The sequence below is a fragment of the Bacillus inaquosorum genome, from assembly GCF_023238325.1.
In the GTDB taxonomy this organism is placed as follows: Bacteria; Bacillota; Bacilli; order Bacillales; family Bacillaceae; genus Bacillus; species Bacillus inaquosorum.
The window spans coordinates 2,380,197-2,396,097 of sequence record NZ_CP096592.1 but is presented as its reverse complement, the minus strand read 5'-3'; the positions used below and the strand labels follow the sequence as shown (position 1 = coordinate 2,396,097).

The following is a 15,901-nucleotide window of genomic DNA, read 5'->3' as shown; positions in this document are numbered from 1 at the left end:
CGGATGGAAATCATCAACTGGCTGTCTTTAGCCATGATTCCGATCATTATTGCCGGAATTCTTCTTTATGGAACAATCAAAAAGGTTCCCACATATGAGTCGTTTGTTGAAGGCGGAAAAGAAGGGATAGAAATCGCTTTTTCCATTATCCCCTACTTAGTCGGAATGCTTGTCGCCATTACAGTTTTCAGATCATCAGGCGCGCTTGATTTTATAATGGACCTTTTAAAACCGGTTTTCTCCGCTATCGGCATCCCTGCTGAGGTGGTTCCGCTTGCGCTGATCCGCCCGATCTCTGGTACGGCCGCACTCGGCATGACGACAGATTTAATTGCAGTATACGGGCCCGATTCCTTTATCGGCAGGCTGGCTTCCGTCATGCAGGGATCAACAGATACCACGCTTTACGTACTGACTGTGTATTTCGGAGCGGTCGGCATTAAAAAAATGGGTGATGCGTTAAAGGTGGGACTTCTTGCTGATTTAATCGGTGTAGTTGCATCTATCATCATCGTTACGTTATTATTTGGGAGCGCCTGAAAACGGCGTTTTTTTGGATTTGGCACAGAAATTTGAAAAAGCTTGTTTGTTAAGGTTGAAAAAAGTAAGATAATACTTGAGGTGAAAGACATGGAAAGACTGCAAAAAGTAATTGCTCATGCCGGTGTTGCATCGCGCAGAAAGGCAGAAGAGCTGATTAAAGAAGGAAAAGTAAAGGTGAACGGCAAAGTAATAACAGAGCTTGGTGTTAAGGTCACCGGTTCTGATCAGATTGAGGTAAACGGGTTAAAGGTTGAACGCGAAGAGCCGGTTTACTTTCTCTTATATAAACCAAGAGGCGTTATTTCTGCAGCCCAAGATGACAAAGGGCGCAAAGTCGTGACGGACTTTTTTAAAGAAATCCCGCAGCGCATTTACCCGATCGGGCGTCTGGATTATGATACGAGCGGTCTTTTGCTGTTAACCAATGACGGCGAGTTTGCCAATAAACTGATGCACCCTAAGTATGAAATAGATAAAACATACGTGGCGAAGGTGAAAGGCATCCCGCCTAAAGAGCTTCTCAGAAAGCTGGAGCGCGGAATTAGGCTTGAAGAAGGCAAAACGGCTCCTGCTAAAGCGAAGCTGCTGTCTTTGGATAAGAAAAAGCAAACAAGCATTATTCAGCTGACCATCCATGAAGGACGCAACAGACAGGTGCGCCGCATGTTCGAAGCGATCGGGCATGAAGTAATCAAGCTGAAGCGTGAAGAATACGCGTTTTTAAACCTGCGAGGCTTGCACACGGGAGATGCCAGAGAGCTGACGCCGCATGAAGTTAAAAGACTTAGAGCGCTGGCGGAGCACGGTAAAAACGCTTTCTAAATTTCACATAACCTTCAAAAAGTAAGAAATGTGAAATGAACGTGCAATGATATAATTGAATGGATCTGCAATAGGGGGAAGGGGGCAGTGGACAATGAAGAAAAAAAGGCGTTTATTCATTCGGACCGGCATCCTTCTCGTTTTAATCTGTGCACTTGGCTATACAATTTACAACGCTGTATTTGCCGGCAAAGAGAGTATATCCGAAGGGTCCGACGCACCGAATTTTGTCCTTGAAGATACGAATGGGAAACGTATCGAGCTCAGTGACTTAAAAGGGAAAGGCGTTTTTTTGAATTTCTGGGGTACATGGTGTGAACCGTGCAAGAAAGAATTTCCTTATATGGCGAACCAATATAAGCATTTTAAAGACCAAGGTATTGAAGTTGTCGCGGTAAATGTTGGGGAGTCAAAGATAGCAGTACATAATTTTATGAAATCCTACGGAGTCAATTTTCCGGTTGTTCTGGATACAGATCGCCAAGTGCTTGATGCCTATGACGTATCTCCGCTTCCGACAACCTTTTTAATCAATCCGGAAGGAAAAGTTGTCAAGGTGGTGACCGGCACTATGACAGAAAGCATGATCCATGATTATATGAATCTGATAAAACCCGGAGAGACTTCGGGATGAAGCAAGTTAAATGTGAATGCGGACATGTAAACCCGGTCGGAACCGTTCTATGTGAATCGTGCGGAAGAGCTCTCCAGGAAACCCAGCCTCCGCTTGCTGATATGAGATATGACGGAAGCGCAAGGCGTTCACAAACCTATAACAAAACGATCATTGATAAAATTTGGAATTTCTTTTCTTCGGTTAAGGTGGGAATATGGCTTATCGTCATAACCCTTGCCGCATCAGCGTTCGGCACCATTTTTCCCCAAGAAGCCTATTTGCCTCCGGGCGCACAGGCTGATACCTATTACAAAGAGCAGTACGGCACGTTCGGCCAGCTTTATTATTTGCTTGGGTTTCATCATTTATATGGCTCCTGGTGGTATTTGCTGCTCATTGCCTCGATCGGCATTTCACTCGTGATTTGCAGCCTCGACCGGGTCATTCCGTTGTACAGAGCGTTAAAAAACCAAGGTGTCCGCAGGAGTCCTGCTTTTTTAAGAAGGCAGCGCTTGTTCAGTGAAACGGATACTGTACTTAACGGAGAAGCAAAAGAAAAGATTGTTGCTCTCTTAAAGAAAAAGCATTATAGAATCAGAGAAAAAGAGGGCAGCATTCTTGCCGAAAAAGGGCGTTTTTCCCGCTGGGGCCCGTATGTCAACCACATTGGATTGATTATCTTTCTGATCGGTGCAATGCTGAGATTTGTGCCTGGCATGTACGTCGATGAGACGCTTTGGGTCAGAGAAGGCGAAACCGCAGCCATTCCGGGAACAGACGGAAAATATTATTTGAAAAACAATCAATTCAGCGTAGAGACCTATAACAGCAAAACGGAAAAAAAGGTATTCGCAGATGCGATTGACAGAGTCGGGGACGGGAAAGTGGCAAAGAACTTTCAAACAGATGCCGTACTCTACAAGAGAGAAGGAAAAATTGTTTATGGTGAGAAGCCGAAGCTGAAAAAAGTAACAGAAGAGGACATTCGTGTCAATCAGCCGCTGCGTTTTGATTCTTTTTCCGTTTACCAGGTGGATTATAAAGAGAATCAGCTTGATCAAATGGTGTTTCAGCTGATAGACAAAAAAACAAAAAAATCCTTTGGGAGCTTAAAGGTCAACCTTCTGGATCCAGATTCGGTTTATGATCTTGGCAACGGTTACAAAGTGGAAATCGCCAGCTACCTGCCAGACTTCTATTTTAATCAGGACGGAGAGCCGAGCACGAAAACAAAGATCCCTAACAATCCGGCTTTTGTCTTTAATATCATAACGCCGGACAAACCGAAGGGTGAGAAAAGCTTTGTCGCCATCCAAGAAACAATCGAAGGCTCAGACAGCAATAAATATAAGCTGAAATTTGACCATGTCGAAACGAAAAACATTACCGGACTCACAGTCAGAAAGGATCTGACACTCTGGGTGCTTGCTGTCGGCGGAGCCATTTTTATGATCGGTGTTATTCAGGGTATGTACTGGCAGCACCGAAGAATCTGGCTTCACTCACAGGATGGCGCAGTCATGGTGGCAGGGCATACGAATAAAAACTGGTATGGCCTGAAGAAGGATTTAGCCTTTGTATTGGCTGATTCCGGACTGACTGAACCGGAGGACCAAAAAGAATTAATCAAAACACAGAAATAGGCGAAAAGGGAGTGATGTCATGGCGGAGCTGAGCGGAAATTTTCTTTATGCGGCCTTTCTTGTGTATTTAATCGCTGTCCCGATTTTCGGCGGGGCCATACGCGGAAATAAAGGTAAAAAGGGCAAGCCTAACCGATGGGCCAACATTGGAATCACCCTTACTATTATCGGTTTTCTCTGCCATCTGGGATATTTCATCACAAGGTGGGATGCCAGCGGCCATGCACCAGTCAGCAATATGTTTGAATTCACCACCGCCTTTGGCATGATGCTTGTTTTGGCGTTTATTATTCTTTATTTTATCTACAGATTGCCTTCATTAGGTCTGTTTACGCTGTCAATCGCTTTATTGCTGATTGCTTACGCCAGCATGTTTCCGAGGGATATCTCGCCCTTAATTCCGTCGCTGCAGAGCAATTGGCTGTATATTCACGTAACAACAGCAGCGCTTGGGCAAGCTATACTTGCTATCAGCTTTGTCGCAGGTGTCATCTTTCTTTTGAAGCATGTAGACCAGACAAAACCAAGCAAAAAAACGTTCTGGCTTGAAGCGATTATGTTTATCCTGGTCACAACCGTCGCCTTTATTGCGATCACATCGGCATTTCGTCTTGCAGGCTATGAAGCGGAGTTTAACTGGGTGGATAAAAATAAAGAAAAAAGTGTGATGGTGTACGAAATGCCTGCACTTGTCGGCCCGCATCAGGGAGAGCTTTTGACCGAGGGGAGAATGGAGCCGCTTGCTGAGCTTCCCGCCCTTTTCTCAGGCAGAAAGGTGAACACCGTCATTTGGTCATTTGGAGCAGGCCTTGTTTTGTACGGAGTTCTTCGTCTGATCATCAGAAAAAGAATCAGCGCTCTATTACATCCGCTGGTGAAAAACGTCAATCTTGATCTGGTGGATGAAGTTGGCTACAGGGCCGTTTCGATCGGATTTCCAATCTTTACGCTCGGGGCGCTGATCTTTGCGATGATTTGGGCTCAGCTCGCGTGGACCAGATTTTGGGGCTGGGACCCGAAGGAAGTATGGGCGCTGATCACGTTTTTGTTCTATGCCGCTTACTTGCATTTAAGACTGTCAAGAGGCTGGCACGGTGAGAAGTCAGCATGGCTGGCCGTAATCGGTTTTGCTATTATAATGTTTAATTTAATATTCGTAAATCTAGTGCTTGCCGGACTTCATTCTTATGCATAGTCCTAAGAAAGCGACACAATTCTCAAACTTTCTCACGATTTGATAAAATGAAAGTAACAGAAGGAAAGCAGGGGGAAAACGATGGACCAAACGAACGAAACCAAAATATTAGTAGTTGATGACGAAGCCAGAATTCGCCGCCTTTTAAGAATGTATCTTGAACGTGAAAATTATGTCATAGACGAAGCGGAAAATGGTGATGAAGCCATTGCCAAAGGGCTTGAAGCCAATTATGACTTAATTTTGCTTGATCTGATGATGCCGGGGACTGACGGAATTGAAGTGTGCCGGCAAGTTCGTGAAAAAAAAGCGACACCAATTATCATGCTGACCGCAAAAGGAGAAGAAGCAAACCGGGTGCAGGGGTTTGAAGCGGGAACAGATGATTATATTGTCAAGCCGTTCAGCCCGAGAGAAGTCGTGCTGCGGGTAAAGGCCCTTTTGAGAAGAGCATCCCAAACCTCTTATATCAATGCCAATACACCGACGAAAAATGTGCTCGTGTTTTCACATCTGTCCATTGACCATGATGCTCACCGTGTAACGGCTGATGGAACAGAAGTAAGTCTGACTCCGAAAGAGTATGAGCTCCTATACTTCTTAGCGAAAACACCTGATAAAGTGTATGATCGGGAAAAACTGCTGAAAGAAGTGTGGCAATATGAGTTTTTTGGTGATCTGCGGACAGTAGACACTCACGTTAAACGCTTGAGAGAAAAACTGAATAAGGTATCTCCGGAAGCTGCGAAAAAAATTGTCACCGTATGGGGTGTAGGCTATAAATTTGAGGTAGGCGCTGAATGAAATTTTGGAAAAGCGTAGTAGGCAAGCTGTGGTTTACGATCCTTTCACTCGTCTTGATCGTATTATTCATTTTGACGGTTCTTTTGCTCGAATTTATTGAAAATTACCATGTGGAAGAGGCCGAGAATGATTTAACACAGCTTGCGAATAAAGTTGCTGTCATCATAGAAAATCACGAGGACCAGGCACTGGCAAGATCAATCACTTGGGAGCTCGCTGATAACTTAACAAGCATTGCCATCATTCAGGATGAGAAAAAGTATTGGTATTCTCCGAATGATAAAAATCGCCTGTCGTCCATTACGGTTGAGCAAATACAGCATGACAAAGATTTAAATAATGCTCTCCAAGATCATAAAAAAGTAAGCAAACGAACGGTGCTGAGCAATACAGACACGGATAATGAACGCCTGATTGTAGGTGTCCCGTATGAAAAAGACGGAAAGAAAGGCATGGTCTTTTTATCCCAGTCTTTGCTTGCCGTTAAAGATACAACAAAACACACGACCCGCTATATCTTTCTGGCCGCGGGGATTGCAATTGTACTGACAACGTTTTTCGCTTTCTTTTTATCAAGCAGGGTCACGTATCCGCTTCGAAAAATGAGAGAGGGCGCACAAGACTTGGCGAAAGGCAAGTTCGATACAAAAATCCCGATTTTAACTCAGGATGAAATCGGTGAACTGGCAACCGCTTTTAATCAAATGGGCCGGCAGCTTAACTTTCATATTAATGCGCTCAATCAAGAAAAAGAACAGCTTTCTAACATTTTGAGCAGTATGGCTGACGGGGTTATTACCATTAATATTGACGGTACGATTCTTGTGACAAACCCGCCGGCTGAACGTTTTCTTCAGGCTTGGTATTATGAGCAGAATATGAATATCAAAGAAGGCGATAACCTTCCGCCTGAAGCAAAAGAGCTGTTCCAAAACGCTGTCAGCACTGAAAAAGAACAAATGATTGAGATGACGCTGCAAGGCAGATCATGGGTGCTCTTGATGTCGCCCCTTTATGCGGAATCGCATGTCAGAGGAGCGGTTGCCGTGCTGCGCGACATGACTGAAGAACGCCGCCTTGATAAGCTGCGTGAAGATTTTATCGCAAATGTCAGCCATGAGCTGAGAACACCGATTTCCATGCTTCAGGGATACAGTGAAGCAATTGTCGATGACATTGCAAGCTCCGAGGAAGACCGGAAAGAAATTGCCCAAATCATTTATGATGAATCGCTGCGAATGGGCCGCTTAGTCAATGATTTGCTTGATTTAGCCCGAATGGAATCAGGCCATACAGGCTTGCATTACGAAAATATCAACGTCAATGAATTTTTAGAGAAGATCATTCGGAAATTTTCCGGCGTTGCTAAAGAAAAAAATATTGCTTTACATCAAGATATTTCTCTCACAGAAGAAGAGTTTATGTTTGATGAAGACAAGATGGAGCAGGTATTTACCAATTTGATCGATAACGCGCTACGGCATACTTCATCCGGGGGCAGTGTTTCCATTGCAGTCCATTCTGTGAAGGATGGATTGAAAATTGATATCAAAGACTCTGGATCCGGCATACCGGAAGAAGACCTGCCATTTATCTTTGAGCGGTTCTATAAGGCAGATAAAGCGCGGACAAGAGGCAGAGCAGGAACCGGGCTTGGGCTGGCTATCGTTAAAAATATCGTAGAAGCCCACAACGGTTCGATTACGGTGCACAGCCGAATGGATAAAGGAACGACATTTACATTTTATATTCCGACAAAACTATAAAATTCGGTCTGAATTTGCCGAAGAATCTTGTTCCATAAGAAACACCCGCTGATTAAGCGGGTGTTTTTTTAAAAGCCAATATTAATAAAATTTAAGGATATGTTAATATAAATTCCCTTCCAAATTCCAGTTTCTCGTAATATAGTTGTAATGTAACTTTTCAAGCTATTAATACGACAAAAAAGTGAACGGAGGGGTTTCAAATGGAAGAAACCTTTCAATTGTTATATGAAACATATCATCAAGATTTGTATCAATTTTTATTTTATATGGTAAAGGATAAAAGCCAGGCAGAAGATCTTCTTCAGGAGGTTTATATCCGGGTATTAAATTCTTACCATACGTTTGAAGGAAGAAGCAGTGAAAAAACATGGCTTTTGTCGATCGCACGCCATGTTGCGATAGACTGGTTCCGTAAACAGCAGACGATCAGACAGCGTATACTCGGCACGTTTGATTGGGATACACAGGATGTCAGAGATCAGCAATTGCTTCCGGACGAACTTGCGGTTCAACATGAAAACGTCCGGGAAATTTATGCTGCGCTTGATCAATGCACGATCGATCAAAGAGCTGTGATTATCTTGCGGTTTATTCAGGGATATTCAATTCAGGAAACAGCCAATGCTCTGCGCTTCTCGGAAAGCAAAGTAAAAACGACCCAACACAGAGGGCTCAAAGTACTTCGGAAACATATGGAGCTTTTGAGGGAGGAGCTAATGGATGATGAAGTCAGATTGGAACGAAGAACAGATAAAGGAGTTGTTAAGTCAACTTCCGGCAGTTAAAGACCATCGTTCGCCTCAGGATATTTACAAGCTGCTGACGATGGCTAAAAGCAAAAAAAAGCCCGCTGTTAGGTGGATTGGCCCCGCGTGTGCCACTGCAATTGCGGTTTATATCGCCTTCATTATTTCTCCTCATTTCTTTGATCAGGCACAACCTCAACAAAAAGATGCGTCCCAAGAGAACGCTGTGACGAAAACTGAGACAGCAGACAGCCCAAAAGCTGCATCATCCCTGGATCAGACATCGTTTGTTGTTCCTGAAAAGGAACAGAACAATTACACCACTGTAGCGATTGCTGATGCCGAAACATCCGCAATTATACCCATCAGCATCAAAAAAACAAACGCAGACCAAACGATACAGGATATGCTGTCTAAAAGTAGTGAATTGGATATCCTTGATCATCCTATTACGATTCCATCCTTCATAGATGAAGTAGAGATAAAGGAAAAACCAAAGCAAAAGGAATTAAGTATACGAGTTCATCAGCTCATTACGGCTTTTTCTGTAAAAGATGATACACTGTTAAAAAAACTGCTGAAAGAATCCTTAAAGTGGAGTCCTTATGAAAAAATAAAATTTTTATCGGATCAAAAAAATGAGGACGGTGCCGTTATTGGTTCATATGGCACTTTTACGGAAATTCCTATTCCAAAACAGTCGAAAAGAGCCTACTACTTGTACCAAAATAAACAAGGACAAGACTTTCTCGTTCCGTCAGAAAAAACGTTTGATACAGTAAAAGAAGCGGTTAAGGAAATGGAATCGAGCAGCCAAAAAGATACAACTCCTCTTATTCAGGAGGGTGCTGTTCAATCTGTAACGAAGAAACAGAAACACTTATATATCCACTTCTCAAAAGAATCAGAAGTTGAGGATTCTATTGCCGGTATTTTAATGCTTGAGGGACTACTTTTAACAGCAAAGGAGTTTGGTTTTACAGAAGTGACCTTTACGGAAACCAGAACAAAAAAAATCGGCAGATATGACGTATCAGATGCTATTCCGGTACCAGCTGCTCCAAATCCGATTTCCATAAACTAAAAAAGGGCCCTTTCAGGCTCTTTTTTAGTTGCTTTGCATATAATAGAAATTTTCAAAAAATAGTTGTGCGTGTATAATAAAACAAGGTAACGATTGAAAGGATTTGAGACGAGTGAACGTGTTAACAATCAAAGGAGTTTCCATCGGAGAAGGGATGCCGAAAATTATCGTTCCGCTGATGGGAAAAACGGAAAAACAAATTTTGAATGAAGCAGAAGCTGTAAAATTGCTGAATCCGGACATAGTGGAGTGGCGAGTCGACGTTTTTGAAAAAGCAAATGACGTAGAAGCCGTCACAAAAATGATTTCTAAGCTTCGGGAGTCTTTAGCGGACAAGCTGTTTCTATTTACATTCAGAACCCATAAAGAAGGAGGGAGCATGGAAATGGACGAAAGCTCCTATCTTGCTTTGCTGGAGGCGGCAGTCCAAACAAAAAACATCGATCTTATTGACATTGAATTATTTTCAGGAGATGCAAATGTGAAAGCGTTAGTATCGCTGGCGGAAGAAAACGATGTTTATGTGGTGATGTCGAATCATGATTTTGAGAAAACGCCTGAGAAAGATGAGATTCTTTCGAGACTTCGGAAAATGCAGGATTTAGGGGCGCATATTCCAAAAATGGCTGTCATGCCGAATGATACAGGAGATCTCTTAACGCTGCTTGATGCGACGTATACAATGAATACAAAATATGCAGACCGTCCAATCATTACAATGTCAATGGCTGGAACAGGACTGATCAGCAGGCTGAGCGGTGAGGTTTTTGGATCAGCTTGCACTTTTGGGGCGGGAGAAGAGGCGTCGGCACCTGGTCAGATACCTGTTTCTGAGCTGAGGAGTGTCTTAGACATTTTGCACAAAAACATACGAGTATAGAACAATAAAAAAACTCAAGCTATACAGCTTGAGTTTTTTTGATTATGGAAGGTCAATGAGCTTTACAGACACAATATCAGGAACATCTGTTAGTTCTTTCACAATTTTATCTTCCAGATGTCTGTCAAAGGAAAGCATCATGATGGCTTCTCCGCCTTTTTCTTTACGGCCAACCTGCATGGTTGCAATGTTAATATCGTTATCTCCGAGAATACGTCCTACTCGGCCGATGACACCTGTTGTATCCCGATGCTGGATATATACCAAGTGACCCGTCGGATAAAAATCGATATTAAATCCGTTGATCTCGACAATACGCTCTCCGAAATGTGGAATATACGTAGCCGTCACAGTAAAGGTGCTGCGGTCTCCTGTCACTTTTACGCTGATGCAGTTATCGTATCCAGATTCAGAAGAGGAAATTTTTTCACTGAAGCTGATGCCGCGTTCTTTTGCGACACCCCCGGCATTGACTTCGTTAACAGTTGAGTCAACGCGCGGTTTTAAAAAGCCTGACAGTAGGCTTTTTGTAATAAACGATGTTTCAAGTTTGGCAATTGTGCCTTCGTATTGAATGGCAACATCCTGTACCGGCTCTTTCATGCATTGGGATACGAGGCTGCCAATTTTTCCTGCGATTTGATGGTAAGGCTTAATCTTAGCGAATTCATCTTTTGTCATGGCAGGCAGGTTGATAGCTGACATCACAGGAAGACCTTTTGCGAACTGCAGAACTTCTTCTGACACTTGAGCCGCGACATTCAGCTGAGCTTCTTTAGTCGATGCTCCCAAGTGAGGAGTGGCAATGACTAATGGATGATCAACGAGTTTATTGTCAATTGGCGGTTCAACTTCAAAAACGTCAAGCGCCGCTCCGGCAACATGCCCGTTTTCCAAAGCTTCGAGAAGTGCTGCTTCATCGATAATACCGCCTCGCGCACAGTTAATTAAGCGAACACCTTTTTTCGTTTTTGCAATCGTTTCTTTATTCAATAAGCCTTTTGTTTCTTTCGTTAAAGGCGTGTGTACGGTAATAATATCCGCGCTTTCAAGCACTTCTTCAAATGTACGGCTGTTTACGCCGATTTTTTTTGCTCTTTCTTCAGTTAAGAAGGGATCAAAAACGTGAACGGTCATACCGAACGCTCTCGCACGCTGTGCGATTTCGCTTCCGATTCGGCCTAATCCGACAATCCCAAGTGTTTTTCCGTAAAGCTCTGAACCGACATAAGCTGTGCGGTTCCACTCTCTGGATTTCACTGAGATATTAGCTTGAGGAATGTGTCTCATTAAAGAAGAGATCATCGCAAATGTATGCTCAGCTGTCGAAATGGTGTTGCCGTTTGGAGCGTTAATCACGATTACCCCGTGTTTAGTCGCTTCGTCAATGTCGATATTATCTACACCGACACCGGCTCTTCCGACAATTTTTAAAGAAGTCATTTTTTTGAAAAGGTCTTCTGTTACTTTTGTCGCGCTCCGCACCAAAAGAGCATCAAAAGTATGTAATTCATTCTCTGCATCTGCTACGTTTTTTTGAACGATTTCAATAAAGTCTGATTCAATAAGTGGTTGTAAGCCGTCGTTGCTCATTTTGTCTGAGACCAATACTCGAAACATCGTTAGATTTCCTCCTAAATTGACAAACTAAATATCTGATAATTTAACATATTCTCAATAGAGTGTCAACGTGTATTGACGCAGTAAAGGATAAAAGGAAAGCTTGAAAATCAATGTTTTTACAGCTTTCAAGTATTATATATAATTTGAAGCAATTCTCTATACAGCCAACCAGTTATCGTTTATAATGGAACTAAATTCATATGATCAATCTTCGGGGCAGGGTGAAATTCCCTACCGGCGGTGATGAGCCGATGGCTCTAAGCCCGCGAGCTGTTTTTACAGCAGGATTCGGTGAAATTCCGGAGCCGACAGTATAGTCTGGATGGGAGAAGATGGAGGTTCATAAGCGTTTTGAAATTAGATTTTCAAACGTTTCTTTGCCTAGCCTAATTTTCGAAACCCCGCTTTTATATATGAAGCGGTTTTTTTATTGGCTGGAAAAGAACCTTTCCGTTTTCGAGTAAGATGTGATCGAAAAGGAGAGAGTAAAGTGAAAGTAAAAAAATTAGTTGTGATTAGTATGCTGAGCAGCATTGCATTTGTTTTGATGCTGTTAAATTTCCCGTTTCCGGGTCTTCCGGATTATTTAAAAATTGATTTTAGCGATGTGCCCGCTATTATTGCCATTCTGATTTACGGACCTTTGGCGGGTATTGCCGTAGAAGCGATAAAAAACGTTCTTCAATATATCATTCAAGGAAGCATGGCCGGAGTTCCTGTAGGACAAATTGCGAATTTTATCGCAGGAACACTCTTTATATTGCCGACTGCTTTCTTATTTAAAAAGCTGAACTCAGCAAAGGGCTTGGCTGTCAGTCTGCTTCTGGGAACTGCAGCGATGACAATTTTAATGAGTATTTTAAATTATGTTCTGATTCTTCCGGCGTACACGTGGTTTTTACATTCACCGGCATTATCTGACAGCGCGCTGAAAACAGCGGTCGTCGCAGGTATCCTGCCGTTTAACATCATAAAAGGCATTGTGATTACAATAGTATTCTCACTTATTTTCATCAAGCTTAAGCCATGGATTGAACAGCAGCGAAGCGCGCATATCCATTAAATAAAAAAAGCTCCCGCAGGGGAGCTTTTTTGTTACTTCTATTCAAATTTAAGCGGGTCGCCTTCAAATGGCTCATCCGCCACTTTGATGGAATCAGTAGGGCATCCTTCAAATGCGTCAATCATATCTTCTTCCAGTACCTCAGGAACTTCGACAACGCCTTTGTTTTCATCAAGCGTTACGAACGCGATGCCTTCATCATCGTAATCGTAAATGTCTGGTGCAGCAGCTCCGCAAGCGCCACATGCAATACATGTATCTTTGTCTACGATTGTGTACTTTGCCATGAATAAAACCTCCCAGATTGTTCTTGGTGGAACAAATGGATCAATCTTTATATTTAATCAATTTAACACCTATTCCTCTTACTTATTGTAATGATGTTGCTGCCACATTTCAACAGAAAAATGATTGAGAATGCTTATCACATAAGGGGTTATCTACATAACATCCCCCTTAATGATGACTTTAAACGTCGATTTCTGTTTAAAATCTGTTAAAATAAAAAGAGCAAATCAACGATTTTTGTCAGGAAGAATGTGGGTGGATAGGTTGTCATTAAATTATTTCGATATTATGGTTCTCGATTGCCTTTGCAAAATAAACGGAGAACGGTCGGGAAGTGCTGTTTTTCACCTATTCAAAGGCAAAAGATCGTCACAAACCATTCAAGATGCCGGCTTATTTCAGACTGCAAAATACTTTGGAATGGCTCAGCAATGTTCAAGAAGCGATATTTCAGCGTCACTCACCAAGCTTGAACAGCATTCATATCTCGAACCAATGCCTGAAACAGATACATACAAGGTGACAGCCAGCGGCGAAGCAGCATTGAGGCATGCTCTCAGTGAACGCCCCTGGCCCGCTCACTGCCACGGCGCTTATTACCAGCAGGCTGCCGGCGTACTTTGGAAAAGGCTTTCGCTGCTTGTGCAAGTCTTATCTCATAAACAGCGAGGGAGCAGGCAGTATATCCCTGTCACAAACGATTATAAGACACTTCACTGGGTAAAGAAATACCTGTCCCGGCATACGGATCATATAGAGATGGCAAACAGCCTTTTTGCTATGCTGGAGGAGAATTTGCATAAGATTGATGACAAAGCAGCGCAAATTTTTGTCTACTCCTTAACCTCGCACGATAGGATCGGTTATACGAGCAGGCAGCTTGCTGACACGCTGAAAGAAGATGAATGGTATGTTTATGTCATGTTTTGGGCTTCAGTACATTATTTTATTCATTCTCTTCCGGAGTGTGAACATTCTCTGTTAAAGGATCTCCTCTCTGATGTGTATTTAGAGAATGCCCTGACAGAGTCAACGAGGAAAACATGGCAGATGGTCAAACAAGGGATCCCGATACAGCGAATTGCCGAAATCAGAAAGCTGAAAACAGCGACAATCGAAGACCATATTGTCGAGATTTCTCTCCATGAGCCTGCGTTTATGATTGATGACTATGTATCAGCGGAAGACCAGCTCCACATTGCAGCGTTTGCCAAGCGGATGCGGACGAACAAAATCAAACAAATTCGCGACGGCCTGGAGCAGCAATTCAGCTACTTTCAAATCAGGCTGGCATTGACGAAGCAGGTGCAGCAATATGACTAAATTACAGCAAACGTTATATCAGTTTTTTGGTTTTACTTCCTTTAAAAAAGGGCAGGAGGACATTATTAGAAGCATACTTAGCGGGAAGGATACCATTGCGATGCTTCCGACTGGGGGAGGAAAATCGCTTTGCTACCAGCTGCCTGGCTATATGCTTGACGGCATGGTATTAATCGTTTCTCCATTGCTTTCTTTAATGGAGGATCAGGTACAGCAGCTGAAAGCACGTGGTGAGAAGCGTGCGGCCGCTTTGAACAGCATGCTTAGCAGGCAGGAAAGACAATTCGTTTTGGAGCATATTCATCGCTATAAATTTTTGTACTTGTCTCCTGAGGCTTTGCGGTCGCCATATGTATTGGAAAAATTGAAAAGTGTCCCGATCAGCTTATTCGTAATTGATGAAGCGCATTGTATATCTGAATGGGGACACGACTTCAGACCTGACTATTCAAAGCTCGGGCAGCTGAGAAAAAAACTTGGGCACCCGCCCGTTCTGGCATTGACCGCTACAGCTACAAAGGATACGCTGCAAGATGTCATGAACCTGCTAGAGCTGCAGCATGCCGAACGGCATCTCAACTCAGTCAATCGCCCAAACATCGCGCTCAGGGTGGAAAATGCGGCAGATACTGCCGAAAAAATAAATAGGGTCATTCAGCTGGTTGAAAACCTGCAAGGTCCGGGAATTGTTTATTGCCCGACACGGAAATGGGCTGAGGAATTAGCGGGTGAAATTAAAAGCAAAACGAGCAGCAGAGCCGACTTTTACCATGGCGGTATGGAGTCTGGCGACAGGATTTTAATTCAGCAGCAGTTTATTCATAACCAGCTTGATGTGATATGTTGTACGAATGCGTTTGGAATGGGTGTCGATAAACCTGATATCAGATATGTGATTCATTTTCACCTCCCGCAGACGGCTGAAGCTTTTATGCAGGAAATCGGCAGAGCGGGACGCGATGGAAAACCTAGTGTCAGCATTTTGCTGCGGGCGCCAGGGGATTTTGAATTGCAGGAGCAGATTATTCAAATGGAGAGTGTTACAGATGAAGAAATCGCCAATGTGATCCGTGTGCTTGAGGAGACGGAGGAGCGGGATGAGAGAAGGCTGCGTGATATATTAATGCAGTATGGTGTCGGAGAGACACAAGCCCGTATGATGATTCATCTCTTTATGCAGGGGAAAACATCAATTGAACTGATAAAGCGGGAGATTTCATATCGCATGGAGCTGAAGCTGGAAAAAATGCGCCGCGTATCTTTTCTGCTTCAGCGTGATGGCTGTTTAAGGCAATCTATGTTAACCTATTTTGATGAATCATACGAGCCTGATGACGGAAACCTCCCATGCTGTTCACATTGCGGTTTTGATCTATCCTTGTATGAACAAAAAGGAGAACGGAGTAAAAAGTCGCCATTAGACAGCTGGAGTTCGGAATTGCAACGGATATTCAGCTTGCAGACTGTAGGTGAGCTGAACTGAAACAGCAAAAGGATTTCAT

General features: G+C 43.2%; 15 protein-coding genes and 1 riboswitch. Of the genes, 13 read left to right on the top strand and 2 right to left on the bottom strand.

Annotation, left to right across the window (positions count from 1 at the left end):
• Nucleotides 1-3: 3 nt before the first annotated feature.
• The 10 genes from spmB to aroD all read left to right on the top strand — a co-directional run bounded on the left by spmB (nucleotide 4) and on the right by aroD (nucleotide 10,102).
• A complete protein-coding gene (gene spmB, locus M1M80_RS11855; protein ID WP_003223896.1) occupies nucleotides 4-540 on the top strand; it encodes a spore maturation protein SpmB in 537 nt (178 codons plus the stop codon).
• Nucleotides 541-630: 90 nt separating this feature from the next.
• A complete protein-coding gene (gene rluB / locus M1M80_RS11850; RefSeq protein ID WP_004398195.1) occupies nucleotides 631-1,365 on the top strand; it encodes a 23S rRNA pseudouridine(2605) synthase RluB in 735 nt (244 codons plus the stop codon).
• 94 nt (nucleotides 1,366-1,459) lie between these two features.
• On the top strand, nucleotides 1,460-1,999 hold the full coding sequence (resA, locus tag M1M80_RS11845) for a thiol-disulfide oxidoreductase ResA (protein WP_019258785.1): 540 nt from the start codon (nucleotides 1,460-1,462) through the stop codon (nucleotides 1,997-1,999).
• On the top strand, nucleotides 1,996-3,624 hold the full coding sequence (gene resB, locus M1M80_RS11840; RefSeq protein ID WP_060398925.1) for a cytochrome c biogenesis protein ResB: 1,629 nt from the start codon (nucleotides 1,996-1,998) through the stop codon (nucleotides 3,622-3,624). The genes resA and resB overlap by 4 nt, the downstream gene beginning before the upstream one ends.
• Nucleotides 3,625-3,643: 19 nt before the next feature.
• On the top strand, nucleotides 3,644-4,819 hold the full coding sequence (gene resC, locus M1M80_RS11835) for a cytochrome c biogenesis protein ResC (RefSeq protein WP_060398924.1): 1,176 nt from the start codon (nucleotides 3,644-3,646) through the stop codon (nucleotides 4,817-4,819).
• Between the two features lie 81 nt (nucleotides 4,820-4,900).
• On the top strand, nucleotides 4,901-5,623 hold the full coding sequence (resD, locus tag M1M80_RS11830; protein ID WP_060398923.1) for a DNA-binding response regulator ResD: 723 nt from the start codon (nucleotides 4,901-4,903) through the stop codon (nucleotides 5,621-5,623).
• Nucleotides 5,620-7,389: a sensor histidine kinase ResE gene (gene resE / locus M1M80_RS11825; RefSeq protein ID WP_060398922.1), complete on the top strand. Its 1,770-nt coding sequence runs from the start codon at nucleotides 5,620-5,622 to the stop codon at nucleotides 7,387-7,389. The genes resD and resE overlap by 4 nt, the downstream gene beginning before the upstream one ends.
• 203 nt (nucleotides 7,390-7,592) lie before the next feature.
• Nucleotides 7,593-8,177, top strand: a complete 585-nt coding sequence (gene sigX / locus M1M80_RS11820) for an RNA polymerase sigma factor SigX (RefSeq protein WP_004398184.1) — start codon at nucleotides 7,593-7,595, stop codon at nucleotides 8,175-8,177.
• On the top strand, nucleotides 8,113-9,222 hold the full coding sequence (locus M1M80_RS11815; protein WP_060398921.1) for a GerMN domain-containing protein: 1,110 nt from the start codon (nucleotides 8,113-8,115) through the stop codon (nucleotides 9,220-9,222). Before sigX ends, M1M80_RS11815 begins: the two co-directional genes overlap by 65 nt.
• Before the next feature lie 112 nt (nucleotides 9,223-9,334).
• Nucleotides 9,335-10,102 (top strand): type I 3-dehydroquinate dehydratase, encoded by a 768-nt coding sequence (gene aroD / locus M1M80_RS11810; protein WP_060398920.1) that lies wholly within the window; start codon nucleotides 9,335-9,337, stop codon nucleotides 10,100-10,102.
• Between the two features lie 42 nt (nucleotides 10,103-10,144).
• Here aroD and serA read toward each other — a convergent pair whose 3' ends face one another.
• Nucleotides 10,145-11,722: a phosphoglycerate dehydrogenase gene (gene serA, locus M1M80_RS11805; protein ID WP_060398919.1), complete on the bottom strand. Its 1,578-nt coding sequence runs from the start codon at nucleotides 11,720-11,722 to the stop codon at nucleotides 10,145-10,147.
• A 206-nt stretch (nucleotides 11,723-11,928) separates the two neighbouring features.
• Nucleotides 11,929-12,063: riboswitch (FMN riboswitch) on the top strand.
• A gap of 152 nt (nucleotides 12,064-12,215) precedes the next feature.
• On the opposite strand from serA, the gene fmnP reads away from it, so the two are divergent.
• Nucleotides 12,216-12,788, top strand: a complete 573-nt coding sequence (gene fmnP / locus M1M80_RS11800) for a riboflavin transporter FmnP (protein ID WP_004398177.1) — start codon at nucleotides 12,216-12,218, stop codon at nucleotides 12,786-12,788.
• Nucleotides 12,789-12,826: 38 nt separating this feature from the next.
• On the opposite strand, the gene M1M80_RS11795 is transcribed toward fmnP, so the two are convergent.
• Nucleotides 12,827-13,075, bottom strand: coding sequence for a ferredoxin (locus M1M80_RS11795; protein ID WP_003225461.1), 249 nt, complete (start codon nucleotides 13,073-13,075; stop codon nucleotides 12,827-12,829).
• 265 nt (nucleotides 13,076-13,340) lie between these two features.
• Here M1M80_RS11795 and M1M80_RS11790 point away from each other — a divergent pair, with 265 nt between their 5' ends.
• Nucleotides 13,341-14,399 (top strand): YpbB family protein, encoded by a 1,059-nt coding sequence (locus M1M80_RS11790; protein ID WP_060398918.1) that lies wholly within the window; start codon nucleotides 13,341-13,343, stop codon nucleotides 14,397-14,399.
• Nucleotides 14,392-15,882, top strand: a complete 1,491-nt coding sequence (locus M1M80_RS11785) for a RecQ family ATP-dependent DNA helicase (RefSeq protein WP_060398917.1) — start codon at nucleotides 14,392-14,394, stop codon at nucleotides 15,880-15,882. Before M1M80_RS11790 ends, M1M80_RS11785 begins: the two co-directional genes overlap by 8 nt.
• The last annotated feature ends 19 nt before the right edge of the window (nucleotides 15,883-15,901 follow it).

Excerpts from the sequence above, each read along its gene's own strand:
- spmB (WP_003223896.1), top strand. The coding sequence starts at position 4 with ATGGAAATCATCAACTGGCTGTCTTTAGCCATGATTCCGATCATTATT.
- rluB (WP_004398195.1), top strand. The coding sequence starts at position 631 with ATGGAAAGACTGCAAAAAGTAATTGCTCATGCCGGTGTTGCATCGCGC.
- resA (WP_019258785.1), top strand. The coding sequence starts at position 1,460 with ATGAAGAAAAAAAGGCGTTTATTCATTCGGACCGGCATCCTTCTCGTT.
- resB (WP_060398925.1), top strand. The coding sequence starts at position 1,996 with ATGAAGCAAGTTAAATGTGAATGCGGACATGTAAACCCGGTCGGAACC.
- resC (WP_060398924.1), top strand. The coding sequence starts at position 3,644 with ATGGCGGAGCTGAGCGGAAATTTTCTTTATGCGGCCTTTCTTGTGTAT.
- resD (WP_060398923.1), top strand. The coding sequence starts at position 4,901 with ATGGACCAAACGAACGAAACCAAAATATTAGTAGTTGATGACGAAGCC.
- resE (WP_060398922.1), top strand. The coding sequence starts at position 5,620 with ATGAAATTTTGGAAAAGCGTAGTAGGCAAGCTGTGGTTTACGATCCTT.
- sigX (WP_004398184.1), top strand. The coding sequence starts at position 7,593 with ATGGAAGAAACCTTTCAATTGTTATATGAAACATATCATCAAGATTTG.
- M1M80_RS11815 (WP_060398921.1), top strand. The coding sequence starts at position 8,113 with ATGATGAAGTCAGATTGGAACGAAGAACAGATAAAGGAGTTGTTAAGT.
- serA (WP_060398919.1), bottom strand. The coding sequence starts at position 11,722 with ATGTTTCGAGTATTGGTCTCAGACAAAATGAGCAACGACGGCTTACAA.
- M1M80_RS11795 (WP_003225461.1), bottom strand. The coding sequence starts at position 13,075 with ATGGCAAAGTACACAATCGTAGACAAAGATACATGTATTGCATGTGGC.
- M1M80_RS11785 (WP_060398917.1), top strand. The coding sequence starts at position 14,392 with ATGACTAAATTACAGCAAACGTTATATCAGTTTTTTGGTTTTACTTCC.